Annotated in this window: 13 protein-coding genes; 9 read left to right on the top strand and 4 right to left on the bottom strand. The window is 64.1% G+C overall.

All coding sequences use genetic code 11. The features are described from left to right. The first annotated feature begins 26 nt into the window (after positions 1-26). The 4 genes from BH683_RS04095 to BH683_RS04110 all read left to right on the top strand — a co-directional run bounded on the left by BH683_RS04095 (position 27) and on the right by BH683_RS04110 (position 2,915). Positions 27-410, top strand: coding sequence for an SHOCT domain-containing protein (locus tag BH683_RS04095; RefSeq protein WP_084835013.1), 384 nt, complete (start codon positions 27-29; stop codon positions 408-410). 263 nt (positions 411-673) lie between these two features. Then, positions 674-1,747, top strand: a complete 1,074-nt coding sequence (locus BH683_RS04100; RefSeq protein ID WP_084834997.1) for an NAD(P)H-binding protein — start codon at positions 674-676, stop codon at positions 1,745-1,747. Continuing rightward, positions 1,744-2,448 (top strand): type II CAAX endopeptidase family protein, encoded by a 705-nt coding sequence (locus tag BH683_RS04105; protein WP_084834998.1) that lies wholly within the window; start codon positions 1,744-1,746, stop codon positions 2,446-2,448. Before BH683_RS04100 ends, BH683_RS04105 begins: the two co-directional genes overlap by 4 nt. Before the next feature lie 38 nt (positions 2,449-2,486). After that, entirely contained in the window at positions 2,487-2,915 is a 429-nt protein-coding gene (locus BH683_RS04110; RefSeq protein WP_084834999.1) for an SRPBCC family protein, read from the top strand. A 32-nt stretch (positions 2,916-2,947) separates the two neighbouring features. Here BH683_RS04110 and BH683_RS04115 read toward each other — a convergent pair whose 3' ends face one another. Then, positions 2,948-3,892: a nitronate monooxygenase gene (locus tag BH683_RS04115; protein ID WP_246833180.1), complete on the bottom strand. Its 945-nt coding sequence runs from the start codon at positions 3,890-3,892 to the stop codon at positions 2,948-2,950. 311 nt (positions 3,893-4,203) lie between these two features. On the opposite strand from BH683_RS04115, the gene BH683_RS04120 reads away from it, so the two are divergent. Beyond that, entirely contained in the window at positions 4,204-4,509 is a 306-nt protein-coding gene (locus BH683_RS04120) for a GlsB/YeaQ/YmgE family stress response membrane protein (protein ID WP_084835001.1), read from the top strand. A gap of 89 nt (positions 4,510-4,598) precedes the next feature. Beyond that, a complete protein-coding gene (locus tag BH683_RS04125) occupies positions 4,599-5,912 on the top strand; it encodes a lipase family protein (protein WP_084835002.1) in 1,314 nt (437 codons plus the stop codon). On the opposite strand, the gene BH683_RS04130 is transcribed toward BH683_RS04125, so the two are convergent. Further along, on the bottom strand, positions 5,913-6,341 hold the full coding sequence (locus BH683_RS04130; protein WP_084835003.1) for an SRPBCC family protein: 429 nt from the start codon (positions 6,339-6,341) through the stop codon (positions 5,913-5,915). An 87-nt stretch (positions 6,342-6,428) separates the two neighbouring features. Here BH683_RS04130 and ggt point away from each other — a divergent pair, with 87 nt between their 5' ends. Continuing rightward, entirely contained in the window at positions 6,429-8,390 is a 1,962-nt protein-coding gene (gene ggt, locus BH683_RS04135; RefSeq protein WP_084835014.1) for a gamma-glutamyltransferase, read from the top strand. A gap of 422 nt (positions 8,391-8,812) precedes the next feature. Here the strand turns inward: ggt and BH683_RS04140 are convergent, their stop codons facing one another. After that, positions 8,813-9,280: an AMP-binding protein gene (locus tag BH683_RS04140; protein ID WP_168186961.1), complete on the bottom strand. Its 468-nt coding sequence runs from the start codon at positions 9,278-9,280 to the stop codon at positions 8,813-8,815. A gap of 81 nt (positions 9,281-9,361) precedes the next feature. Between BH683_RS04140 and BH683_RS04145 the strand changes: the two genes are divergently transcribed. After that, positions 9,362-10,315: an aldo/keto reductase gene (locus BH683_RS04145; protein WP_084835005.1), complete on the top strand. Its 954-nt coding sequence runs from the start codon at positions 9,362-9,364 to the stop codon at positions 10,313-10,315. Beyond that, a complete protein-coding gene (locus BH683_RS04150; RefSeq protein ID WP_084835006.1) occupies positions 10,315-10,734 on the top strand; it encodes a cupin domain-containing protein in 420 nt (139 codons plus the stop codon). The genes BH683_RS04145 and BH683_RS04150 overlap by 1 nt, the downstream gene beginning before the upstream one ends. Before the next feature lie 74 nt (positions 10,735-10,808). Here the strand turns inward: BH683_RS04150 and BH683_RS04155 are convergent, their stop codons facing one another. Continuing rightward, a complete protein-coding gene (locus BH683_RS04155; protein WP_084835015.1) occupies positions 10,809-11,936 on the bottom strand; it encodes an NDMA-dependent alcohol dehydrogenase in 1,128 nt (375 codons plus the stop codon). Between the last annotated feature and the right edge of the window lie 387 nt (positions 11,937-12,323).

Genomic DNA, 12,323 nt, shown 5'->3' on the forward strand with positions numbered 1-12,323 from the left:
AGTTTCGAGCAAGGAGTGGTCGGAAAATGTGGGATTCTTTCTGGGATTTCATCTGGTACACGCTGGTGATCTTCGCGTTCATCGCGTATTTGATGATTCTTTTCAATGTGCTCGCGGATCTGTTCCGTGACCACAAGACCTCGGGTTTCGTCAAGGCGGTCTGGATCATCTTCCTGATCCTGGTGCCCTACATCACCGTGTTCGTCTACCTGATCGCGCGCGGTCGCGGAATGGCCGAGCGGGCACAGGCGTCGCAAGCGGAGGCTCGGCAGCAGGCCGACGCCTACATCAAGCAGGCTGCCGGTACCGCATCGCCGGCAGATCAGATCCACTCGGCGAAGGCCCTGCTGGACAACGGAACGATCACGCAAGAAGAGTTCGACAGCCTCAAGGCAAAAGCACTGGCCTGATCTCCACCCTCGAACACCCCTGACGTCGACCGCACCCCACACGGGTGCGGTCGACGTTTGTGGTCTGTGGGCTCGTCGGACCCGGGCAGGCTCGTCGGCCCGCAGTGATCGGGGCCACGATTGTTCCCTTACGCTGCGGGGTAAGTCCCAAAGGTCCGCTCACGAACGCAATGCGCGTGTGCTCTTGCGGTCACCGTGAACACCAGGCGCTGTGAGTTCGTCGGTGGTGACCGACCGAGGTACGTATAGAACCAGGTGGTGACATGCACGTACTTGTTCTCGGGGCCACCGGCTACATCGGCTCCCGACTGATCCCTGCCCTTCTCGACGCAGGCCACGAAGTGGTGGCCGCGTCCCGCAATCTCTCCTCGCTCGAGAGGTTCGGCTGGGTCGACGACGTCAAGACGATCGAGTTCAACGCCTCCGATCCCGAGTCGGTCCGGGCCGGCTTCGCCGCCGCGGGGCATGTCGACGTCGTGTACTACCTCGTCCACGGCATCGGTGAGAAGAACTTCCGCGACATCGACCGCCGCGCCGCTGAGAATGTCGCAGCCGGCGCCCGCAGTGGCAACGTCGGCCGCATCGTCTACCTCGGCGGGTTCGTGCCGGACGACGCGAAGCTGTCCGAACACCTCGAGAGCCGCGCCGAGGTCGGCGAAGCCCTCGACCTCGACGGCGGAGCCGAGCTGGTGTGGCTGAAGGCAGCCGTCGTGATCGGCGCCGGGTCGACGTCGTTCGAGATGGTCCGGTACATCTCGGACCGCCTTGCCGTGATCCCGCTGCCCACCTGGGTGGACAACCCGATGGACCCGATCTCCGTCCGCGATGCCGTCTACTACCTGGCCGCTGCGGCCACCGACGAGGTCCCGCCGGGCAGCTACGACATCACCAGCGCGGACACGGGGTCGTACAGCGCACTCCTCTTCGCTTACCTGCGCGCCATCAAGGCACCCCGTGTCGGTGTCGTGATGCCCTCGGTGGATGTGAGGTTGGCCGGGTTCGTCAGCGGATTGCTGGTGCCGGTTCCGAGTGGACTCGCCTCCGACCTGGTGAGGTCATTGGACTACCCGATGAAGGCGTCCGAGCATACGATTCGTGACCATGTACCCGATCCCCCGGGAGGACTGTTGACCGTCCGGCAGGCAGTGGAGCTCTCGGTGGCCAGCGGTCTGCCTCGACCGGTGAACGAACTCCCCGATATCCACCATCTCGCCGATACGGATCCGTCGTGGGCGGGCGGCGATCTGATGCGCGTCAAGCGTGAGGTTCGGGATCGGACCGTCCAGGCGGCCGGCGTGGTGGCGGGGTTGATCAACGCGGTGCGGGGTGCGACGTGATCACGGTTCCCGACAAGTTCCAGTTCCTGCTCGACACCGTCGTCGACGATTCGGACGAGCCGGTCGAGTCCAGGGCCTCGGTGCTGCGCAGGCGGATCGTCGTGGCCGTGGTGCTCATCGCGGGCAGCGTGACGCTGGGATTCTCGCTCTCGATCGAACCCGGTGATTCGTCCTTCTATCCGATGACCTTTGCCCTGGCCGCAATATGGCTGGTGGGTGCCTTCTTATCGGGTCCGATACGCATCGGCTGCTTTCCGCCTCCCCGCGGCGGTCACGTGCAGGCCGCTGGGATCGGCATCATCGTCGGGCTGATCCTCGGGGCGATCTTCGTTGTCGGTGGTCTCGTCATCCGGGAGATCCCGCCGCTGCGAGATTTTATCGCCGAGGTGCTGGACCACGCCGACACCGGCGGGCTCGCGCTGGTGCTGGCGACGGCGATCGTCAATGGCATCGCCGAAGAGCTGTTCTTCCGTGGCGCGGTGTACTCGGCCTTCAAAGGCCATGCACCCGTGATCTTCTCGACTCTGATCTACGTGATCGCGACCCTGGCAAGCGGTAACCCGATGCTCGGATTCGCGGCTATCTTGCTCGGCGTGGTGTGCGCGCTCGAACGCCGGGCCACTGCCGGAGTGCTCGCTCCGGCATTCACCCACATCGCGTGGACGCTGGTCATGGTCCTCGTGCTTCCGCTGCTCTTCTAGAAGACCGCAGCGCAAACATCTTCGGAGGTAATACCCGCATGGCTGGTGTGAACGTATCGGTGACAAGCGATCTGGAACCCGCGAAGGCGTGGCAGATGGCGTCCGATCTGAGTCGGTTCGACGAGTGGATGACCATCTTCGCCGGCTGGAAGAGTCCGGTGCCGGACACCATCGCAGAGGGCACCAAGGTGTCGTCCTTGATCAAGGTCAAGGGTTTTCGCAACACCATTCACTGGGAGGTCACGCGTTACGACGAACCGAGACTGCTCGAATTGTCGGGCAGCGGTCGCGGCGGCGTGAAGATCGCGATAGCGCTGAAGGTGACGCCGCAAGGCGACGGCTCGATCTTCGACCTCGACGCCACCCTGAGCGGCAGTGTCCTGAACGGACCGATCGGAGACCTGGTGGCCCGGGTGATCGACTCCGACGTCCGCAAGTCGGTGGCGAATCTGGTGGCCCTGCGCTGAGCGCGGCCGGGCCTGGTCACAGGCCACCGGTGTCACAGGTGACGGGACCGAGCATGTAGGAAGTCGGCACGTAGCCCGGACACGACGTCGGCGATGGGTTCACTCCGGTGGACCCCGGAGACGGTATGACCTGCTGCCCACACATCCGACCACCGCCCCGGCCCGTCGTGCCGAGCCCCTCCGTATGTGCCGTCGGCGGACGTCGGCGAAACGTCTTCGTCCAGAGCGGCAGGATCGAGACCCGCCGCGACGATGGACGGGCGCAGCATGTTGGTCGGCATACCGGTGAAGGCCTTGGTGAGGTGGATGTCGTCGGCGGACGAGTCGACGAGCATCTGTTTGTAGCCGACCGACGCCATGCTCTCGGTGGCTGCGATGGCCTTGGTGCCGAGGTAGACGAGATCGCAGCCGAGGACCTGTGCCGCGGCGATGGCGGTGCCGTCGGTGATCCCGCCGGCCAGGACGACGGTTCCCGAGAAGAACTCTCGGACTGCGCGAACGAACACGAACGGGTTGAGCCAGCCGGTGTTGCCGCCGGCGCCTGCGCTGAGGAGGACGAGGCCGTCCACTCCGCAGGCAACGGCCTTGCGTGCGTGCTCGACGCTCGCGACGTCGGCGAGGACGGAGATCCCGGCCTCGTGCAGTGGTCCGACCACCGGTGCGGGTGTCCCGACACTCGTGATGACGAAGTCCGGGCGGCCCGCGAGCAACACCTCGAGGTCGGCATCGCGGCGGGCGTGTTTGATGATCAGGTTGGCGCCCCACGGCAACCGGCGGTCATCGGAGGTCAGGTCGGCGGAGATGCGTCCGACCCATTCACCGAGTTCGGTGGTGCTGCGGCAGTTGGCAGTCGGGAAAGACCCGGCGATGCCCGCACGCGAGGCCGCGATCACCAGATCGGGCCCACAGACGCGGAACATGGGGGCGAGGACGACGGGCATGGTGAGCCGGCCGGTCCAGGTCATTGATGCTGCCACGCTGCGATGTTCGCCTTCTGTTGAAAGTCTTGCCGAAACCGGGACAACCGACCGAACGATCACCAGGCTAGCGGCACCGGGGGTTCGGGGGTTCCGGGGGTTCTGGGGGTTCGCGAGTCTGGGGGTTCGGGGCAAAGCGATGACAAAGTGAGACCCGCGCGGCATGGACGCGGGCGAGGTCGGTGGACGAGACTCGAGGTGCTGGCCGCTTTCGGGTCCGAGGTTTCATCGACCCCATCGGTGGGGATTCCAAGTGGGCAGCGTGGTCACGCATCCGTGACCAGCGAGCACCACCAACGTTAGGAAGCACTGTGAGTACCACTGCTCAAGCGGTCGAGGTCTTGGCCGAACGTTCCACCACCACGACTGCCGTCGGTTGGGTTGGCTACATCATCATCGGCGGTCTTGCCGGCTGGATCGCCAGCAAGTTCATGGGCACCGACAAGCAGATGGGAATTCTGCTGAACATCGTCGTCGGTGTCATCGGTGCTTTCCTGGGTGGATTCATCCTCAGCTTCTTCTTCGACACCGCGAGCGGTGGTTGGTGGTTCACCTTCTTCACCGCGCTCCTCGGCGCGTGCATCCTGCTGTTCATCGTGAAGCGGCTCAGACGCTGACGCGGTAGTGCATCCACGCACCAGGTGAGACAGAAACCGGCGCGGGCTCGTGGAGCCCGCGCCGGTTGTCGCGTTCTACAGGAAGTCCGATGAGCGAAAACATCGACGTCGCAAGCGGTTGGATCCCGGAAGCGACGACGCCGCGAGCGTCGAGGTGGCACCGACCCCAGCTGCCGATCGACGATCCGTTCTACCGCCCGCCCGCGGACTTCGAGAGACTGCCTGCGGGCACGTTGTTGCGCAGTCGTGAAGTGGAGATAGCGCTGCTCGGTCTTGTTCCCCAGCAGGTCTCCGCATGGCAATTGCTGTACTGCACGGCGGATCTGAACGGCACACCCGAGGCGTCGGTGACCACGGTGCTGCTGCCCGCGGATGCAGACGGGGTGCACTCGCGCCCGCTCTTGGCGTACCAGTGCGCCATCGATGCGATCTCGTCCCGGAGCTTCCCGTCCTATGCGTTGCAACGCGGTGCGACCTCTCTCGGCAACGTCGCACCATTCGAGCTACTGATCATCGCCAACGCGGTGTCGCGGGGCTGGGCGGTCACGATCGCCGATCATGAAGGACTCGGCGGCTACTTCGGTGCCCCGCGTGAGCCGGGGTACCGCGTCCTCGATGGGATCAGGGCCGCGACCGACTTTGCTCCGCTAGGGCTCACGCGGGCGACTCCCGTGGGTGTCTGGGGCTATTCCGGTGGCGGCATGGCGTCATCGTGGGTCGCCGAGATGGCGCCCGAGTACGCTCCTGAACTCAACATCGTCGGAGCCGTTCTCGGGGCGCCGGTCGGTGATCCGGGCCAGACGTACATACGTCTCAACGACACCTTCTTCGCAGGTCTGCCCGCGTTGGTGGTCGCCGGCCTGCGCCATCTGTACCCGGGACTGCGCCGGGTGATCGACTCGCACGTCAACGACGAGGGCAGGGCGCGCCTCGACGAGATCGAGTCGATGTCCACCGCCTGGGCAATCGCCCGGTTCGCCGGCGACGACTTCGACAACTACACCGATATCCCACTGGCCGATGTGCTCGCCTCGCCCGCGGTTCTCGAGCTGTTCGACGACATCCGGCTCGGTTCCCGGCGGCCCGACTGCCCACTACTCGTAGTGCAGCCGGTCCACGACCAGATCATCGCCGTCGAGGACGTGGACGCACAGGTGGACCGCTACAACGATTTCGGGGCCAACGTGACGTACATCCGAGACCGTGTCAGCGAACATCTGTCTCTGATGATTCTCGCGACACCCACCGTGCTCGAATGGCTCGGCGAACGATTCGACGGCGCGCCCGAACCGACCGGCTCGACCCGCACCGTGTGGTCGTCCGCGCTGTCGCCGACGTCGCTGCGCGGATTTCTGGGAATGGGTAGGGCCGCACTGCTCACGTTGGTGGGCGGCAAGTTGTGATCAGCCGACGACCTGCTCGCGCAAACCTTTCGTCGCCATCTCCAGGACTGTTTTCTGACCCCTTTTGACGAGTAGTCCCGGCACGGGGATCTTGAGATCGATGGTCATCTCGAACTCGACGTGGGTGCCGGTTTCGGTTTCGGTGAGGCGGTATTCGGCGCGCTGCATCTTCTGCTGCGAACTCTCGACCATCTCCCACACGACGGAGTTGTCGGCCCATGTGTACTCGACGACCTGATCGTCGGTGATGCCCATCAGCGATACGCTCATGCGTGCCTGCTTGGGTCTGCCGTCGTCGTGGCGGTCGATCACGGCGGCGCTCTTGTGAATCGACGACCAGGACGGCATGGCCTCCACGTCCGCGATGGCGTCGAGGACTGCCGCTGGTGGCGCTTCGATATCGATGCTCTTACTTCCGCTGACTGCCATGGTGTGAAGGTAACCCAGCTGCGCTGATCGCCAAACGAAATGGTGGTTCAGGTGTTTCTGCTGCGTGCGATCAGGGAACATTTGACCATGACCGGACCTGTGTTCCGCCCGCGCGCAGGTGCTGTGGCCGTCATCGTCACCGCACTTCTCCTGGCAGTATCGTGTTCGACGTCCTCCGACGAGGCTGCGCCACCTGATCAGGTGTGTGCTCTGCCCGAGTCGTCGAGTACCTCGGCAACCGCGCCTTCTGAGCCGGAGGGTGCGACCGAAGACATCTCGACCAACCCTGAGGTGGCGACGGGCTACCGGTCGGACATGACTGCGGTGCAAACGAAGTCCTTCGCCGCAGCAACCGCGAACCCCCTGGCTACGCAGGCCGCCTGTGAGGTCCTCGCGGGTGGAGGTGACGCTGCGGATGCCCTGGTGGCTGCCCAGATGGTGCTGGGGCTCGTCGAGCCGCAGAGTTCAGGCATCGGCGGCGGTGCATTTGCGCTGTACTACGACGCGGCCGAGAAATCGGTGCAGGCCTACGACGGCCGCGAGGTGGCACCGGCGGCGGCCACCGAGAACTACCTGCGCTGGGTCGACGACATCAACCGCACAGAACCGGTGCCCAGCGCGCGCGAGAGCGGTCGATCGATCGGGGTACCAGGAGTGTTGCGACTGCTGGAAGATGTCCAGTCAGAGCACGGGACCAACGCGTGGCGCAGTCTTTTCGAGCCCGCGACCGGTCTGGCCGACAGCGGTTTCGCGATCAGTCCCCGGATGGCCGCAGCAATCGACGAGTCCAGCGCCGAACTCGCCGTCGATCCCGCGGCCAAGTCATATTTCTTGCTACCGGACGGGTCGGGCAAGCCGGCGGGCGAGGTCCTGACCAACCCGGCATACTCGAAAACGTTGGGCGCCATCGCGTCCGAAGGAGCCGATGCGTTCTATTCCGGTGACATCGCCGAGGCCATCGTGGCGAAGGCGGGGTCCACCGCAGGCGGGATGACCCCGTCCGCGATGACAATTGCCGATCTGCAGAACTACGAGTCGAAGGTGCGGGAGCCGATCTGCGTGCCATACCGCGACGCCCAGGTGTGCGGGATGCCGAATCCGTCGTCGGGTGGGCTCGCCGTGGCGTCCACGCTCGGGATCCTCTCGAACTTCCCGATGGATCAGTACCCTCCGACGGCACCAGATCTCAACGGCGGCAAACCATCCGTCATGGGTGTCCACCTCGTCTCCGAGGCCGAGCGATTGGCCTACGCCGACCGGGACAAGTACATCGCCGACAGTGACTTCGTGCCACTGCCAGGCGGGAGTCCTGCCGCTCTCTTGGACCCTGCCTACTTGAAAGGTCGTGCAGCACTCATCGATCCGGACAGGTCGATGGGCACTGCAACAGCTGGCCAGTTCGATGCGGCTGCACCGGTCGGCTGGTACTCCGGAGTGGAGCACGGGACCAGTCACATCTCGGTCGTCGACAAAGAAGGCAACGCCGCGTCGATGACGACCACGGTGGAATCCTCGTTCGGATCCTTCCATATGGTCGACGGCTTCTTGCTCAACAATCAACTCACCGATTTCTCTGCTGAACCGACCGACCCGCAAGGTCTGCCTCTGGTGAACCGGGTGGAGCCGAACAAGCGGCCACGAAGCTCGATGGCACCGACGCTGGTCTTCGGTGGACCTGCAGCCGGCGGTGAGTACGGCGACCTGAAAATGGTCGTCGGGTCACCCGGTGGCTCGGTGATCATCCAGTTCGTGGTGAAAACACTCGTCGGACTGATGGATTGGGGTATGGATCCCCAGCAGGCGGTCTCGATGGTCGACTTCGGCGCTGCGAACACCCCGAGTACCAACGTCGGCGGCGAACACCCCAACATCGATACCGCAGACGACGGCAACAACGACCCGCTCGTCCAGGGGTTGCGGGCCAAAGGTCATGAGGTCGACCTCGACGACCAATCCAGTGGGCTGAGCGCCCTGCTGCGCACCGAACAGGGGTGGTCCGGTGGAGCAGATCCGCGCCGCGAAGGGATAGTCCTCGGCGACACCCCTTGACCGTGCCGATACTCGCGCCGATCGTGCCGAAACTCGCGCCGAACGTGCCCTTGTGGTCATCGAGCGTGCTCTTTTCACTCGTAACCGACGATGTCAGACCCCGTTGATATTCTGGATGCGAGTAGCTGTGCTTTCGACGAAAATCGTTGTTGGACAGTAAAATACGATCTATCGAACACTTGTGCTAACTCACTTCTCGCGGTAGATTCAACTCATGGACTTCCGTGGGCGTTTGAACCGATGCGCTTGCACGTCCGTCGCACCACGACCAACGAACCGATCGCCGCCTGACGGCCCATAGATTTACGAGAAACTACTTCGACGACGCAGTATTTAGTTACTACCGCAGTACCGGTGAACTCCTGTGCAGCTGGAACATTGACAATTCCATAGTGTGATATCGGTGTGCCGGGGTTGTCTCGTCAACGGTGCTTCGGCGGCCGGATCAGGTCGGTGACCTGTTGCCGATGTGGCTTGCCTTGCTCAGTTGACGGGATGCGGTCGACGATCACGATCGGCCACGGGTGCCTTCGACACGTGGTGCGCGGGAAGGCGGCGTCGGCGCTGATCCGGGACAGGAAGACCGAGAGTCGCTGCGGCGTTCCGGCGTCCGGGCAGAGAACAGTGGCACATTCCAGCCGGGTGGCCGCGTACCGAATTGCGATCGCTTCGATCGCAACGGAGGTGAGGATGGCAACGGTGTCGCCGCCACCGAGTCCGTGCGCCGCGAGGACATGGGTCAGGCGCGTGGTCAGATCGAAGAACTCGGAAGCGGCAAAACTCCTGTTCTCGTCGCTGATCACGTCCTCATCGGGACGCGACGACAGTGAATCCATCGCCTTGTCGGCGTGCGTGACGCCTTCGTGGGTGGAGTGTGTCGAGGACGCCATGGCAGCTCCTTGTCCCGACTGGAGGTGCTGGTCCATTGTGCGCGGCGGCAGGACGACGGACGAATCAATAGTGTGGTGGGCATGACTCGAATCGGCGACTCGACCCTTGACGTCTATCCACTCAATCTCGGCGGCAACACGTTCGGCTGGACCAGCGACGCCGATACCTCGTACACGGTGCTCGACGACTTCGTCGGAGCCGGTGGCAATTTCATCGACACCTCCGACAGCTACATGGCGTCGATTCCGGGCAATACGGGCGGCGAGTCCGAAACCATCCTCGGGCAGTGGTTCAGCAAGCAGGGGCGGCGCGACGACGTCGTACTCGCCACCAAGGTCAGCAGGCATCCTGAGTTCCTCGGTCTGGCGCCCGACAACATCGCCCGTGCGGCAGAGGCTTCTCTGCGACGGCTGCAGACCGACCGCATCGACCTCTACTACGCGCACTACGACGACCCGGACGTCCCGCTCGGCGAGACGCTCGGGGCGTTCGACGCGCTGGTCAAGGCCGGGAAGGTGAGGTACCTCGGTATCTCGAACTACTCGCCCGAACGGATCGCCGAGTGGATGGCGATCGCCGAGGCCAACGGTTTCGCGAAGCCTGTTGCACTGCAGCCCCACTACAGTCTGGTGGCCCGTGAGCCGTTCGAGGCGCAATTGCGTCCGCTCGCCGAGCAACACAGTCTCGGAGTGATTCCGTACTGGGCGCTGGCCAGCGGTTTTCTGACCGGCAAGTACCGCACGCAGGAGGACGTCGACGCCGCGGCCCGCAGCAAGATCGTCGATCGGTACTTCAGCCCCGAAGGACTCGCGGTGATCGACGTACTCGCCGATATCGCTGAGGTTCACGAGGTCGCCATCGCCACCGTTGCGATTGCCTGGACCCGGCAGCAGTCGACGATCGTCGCGCCGATCGTGAGTGCGCGGATCCCGGATCAGCTCGGTGCATTGCTGGCATCGGTGGATCTGAAGCTCTCCGCCGCCGAACTCGAACGACTGGACACCGTCTCGGCGCAGGTCACGGCGGTCGGCTGATGAAACACGTGGTCACCGGCGTCGGCGAGGACGGAAAGTCGTTCCTCGAGTCCGTCAGCATCTACGACGACCCGACAACCGGTCCCACCACGATCTCGCTTTTCGAGAACTCGGCTGTGCCCCTGCTGGCGCGCCCGGTGTCGGGGGACCTGCTCGAGATCGCACCCGAGCCCGGGACGGTGACGTGGAGGATCTTCGCCTTCCATCCGGGTCGCGCGACCCCGTTTCACCACACTGACAGCATCGACATCTCGACCGTCGTGGACGGGACGGTGGAGTTCGCCGTCGATACCGAATCGATCGCTCTCGAGGCCGGTGACGTGGTGGTGGTCAACGGCGCCGGCCACAGTTGGAACACCGAACTCGGTTGTCGGTTGCTGGTGGGGATGGTCGGCGGAAGCCGGCCGTCTGAGGTCTGAGCGGTCGTACGACGACAGAGCGGCGACCGACTTGGAGTCGGTCGCCGCTGTCAAGACGGGTGAGTTGCTGTCGATCAGTAGTCGTCGTCTCCGTAGATCACGACGCCACGCAGGTTCTTGCCGTCGGCCATGTCGCGGTAGCCCTGGTTGATGTCCTCGAGCTTGTAGGTGGTGGTCACCAGCTCGTCCAGCTTGAGGTCGCCGCTGCGGTAGAGGTTGAGCAGCTTCGGGATCTGGGTGCGGGGGCCGACGCCACCGAAGATCGCGCCCTGGACTCGCTTTTGCAGGAGCGTGAGCTCGAACAGATTGAGGTGGGCATCGACCTGGTCGTACGGACCCATGGCGGTGACGATCACCTGGCCGCCTTTGCCGGCCAGCGACAGGCCTTGCTGGACGTACTCACCCCTGACCACGCCCATGGTCAGGATGACCGTGTTGGCCATGGCGCCCCAGGTGAGATCCGGGAGCTCCGCGGCAGCCTCTTCGATCGTCGCGTAGGTGTGGGTCGCCCCGAAGTCGAGCGCGATCTTGCGCTTGTCCTCGACCGGATCGATTGCGATGACGAAGCGGGCACCGGCGTGTGCCGCGCCTTGAACCGAGTTGATCCCGACGCCGCCGATGCCCGCGATGACGACAGTGTCCCCGGGCCGGGTGTTGCCGATGTCCACCGCGGAACCCCAGCCGGTGGAGACGCCGCAGCCGAGCAGGGCCGCCTTGTCCAGGGGGATGTCCTTCTCGATCTTGACCACCGACGCCTGGTGGACGGTGACGTAGGGGGCGAAGGTGCCGAGCAGGCACATCTGGACGACGGGTGCACCGTCCTTGGTGACCCGGAACGTGCCATCGGAGATCGCCTGTCCGGTGAGCAGGCCTGCACCCAGATCGCAGATGTTCTGCAGCCCCTTGGCGCACGACGGGCAGGTACCGCAGGCGGGGATGAATGCGAGGACGACGTGGTCGCCTTCTTCGAGCCCGGAGACGCCGGGGCCGACCTTGGTGATGACGCCGGCACCTTCGTGGCCGCCGACGACGGGAAGGATCGGAATCGGGCTCGACCCGTCGACGACGTGTGCGTCCGAGTGGCAGAGGCCGGACGCGGCGAGCTTGACCTGCACCTCTCCGGCGACCGGGTCGCCGAGGTCGATCTCGTCGATCTTCCATTCGGTGTTCAGCTCGGTCAGGATTGCAGCCTTTGTTTTCATCGCGGTGACTCTCTGCTCGCGGCCGCGGCTGTGAGGCAGCACCCGACCATGCAACTACTGTGACTCATGCCACTGTACTCATGTGTCAAGCTGCCGGGCCGGGATTGACCGAAGACTGAGAACGTGGCGTCTCAGACCTACGGCCGAGGCTGCTGAGAGCACCATGAAACATCTTGTTAGTCCCTGCGTGACCATCCAGAAATAATTCGCACCTGTAATTGGTGTCAGGCCGAGAGCAGCACATCGAAGTGCCGAGTGCCCCCTTGGAAGCTGCTGAAAATGCCAAGTCCCGCACTGCCTTTGATCGTGCACCCACACACCGCACAGGAGTCCTGATGTCTGAGATCGACCAAGCCATTGCCGAGAATATCAAGAAGTCCCTCGCCG

This window comes from Williamsia sp. 1138 (assembly GCF_002095435.2).
In the GTDB taxonomy this organism is placed as follows: Bacteria; Actinomycetota; Actinomycetes; order Mycobacteriales; family Mycobacteriaceae; genus Williamsia.

Coding starts and splice junctions, on each gene's coding strand:
- BH683_RS04095 (WP_084835013.1), top strand. CDS start 27: ATGTGGGATTCTTTCTGGGATTTCATCTGGTACACGCTGGTGATCTTC.
- BH683_RS04100 (WP_084834997.1), top strand. CDS start 674: ATGCACGTACTTGTTCTCGGGGCCACCGGCTACATCGGCTCCCGACTG.
- BH683_RS04110 (WP_084834999.1), top strand. CDS start 2,487: ATGGCTGGTGTGAACGTATCGGTGACAAGCGATCTGGAACCCGCGAAG.
- BH683_RS04125 (WP_084835002.1), top strand. CDS start 4,599: ATGAGCGAAAACATCGACGTCGCAAGCGGTTGGATCCCGGAAGCGACG.
- BH683_RS04130 (WP_084835003.1), bottom strand. CDS start 6,341: ATGGCAGTCAGCGGAAGTAAGAGCATCGATATCGAAGCGCCACCAGCG.
- ggt (WP_084835014.1), top strand. CDS start 6,429: ATGACCGGACCTGTGTTCCGCCCGCGCGCAGGTGCTGTGGCCGTCATC.
- BH683_RS04140 (WP_168186961.1), bottom strand. CDS start 9,280: ATGGCGTCCTCGACACACTCCACCCACGAAGGCGTCACGCACGCCGAC.
- BH683_RS04145 (WP_084835005.1), top strand. CDS start 9,362: ATGACTCGAATCGGCGACTCGACCCTTGACGTCTATCCACTCAATCTC.
- BH683_RS04150 (WP_084835006.1), top strand. CDS start 10,315: ATGAAACACGTGGTCACCGGCGTCGGCGAGGACGGAAAGTCGTTCCTC.
- BH683_RS04155 (WP_084835015.1), bottom strand. CDS start 11,936: ATGAAAACAAAGGCTGCAATCCTGACCGAGCTGAACACCGAATGGAAG.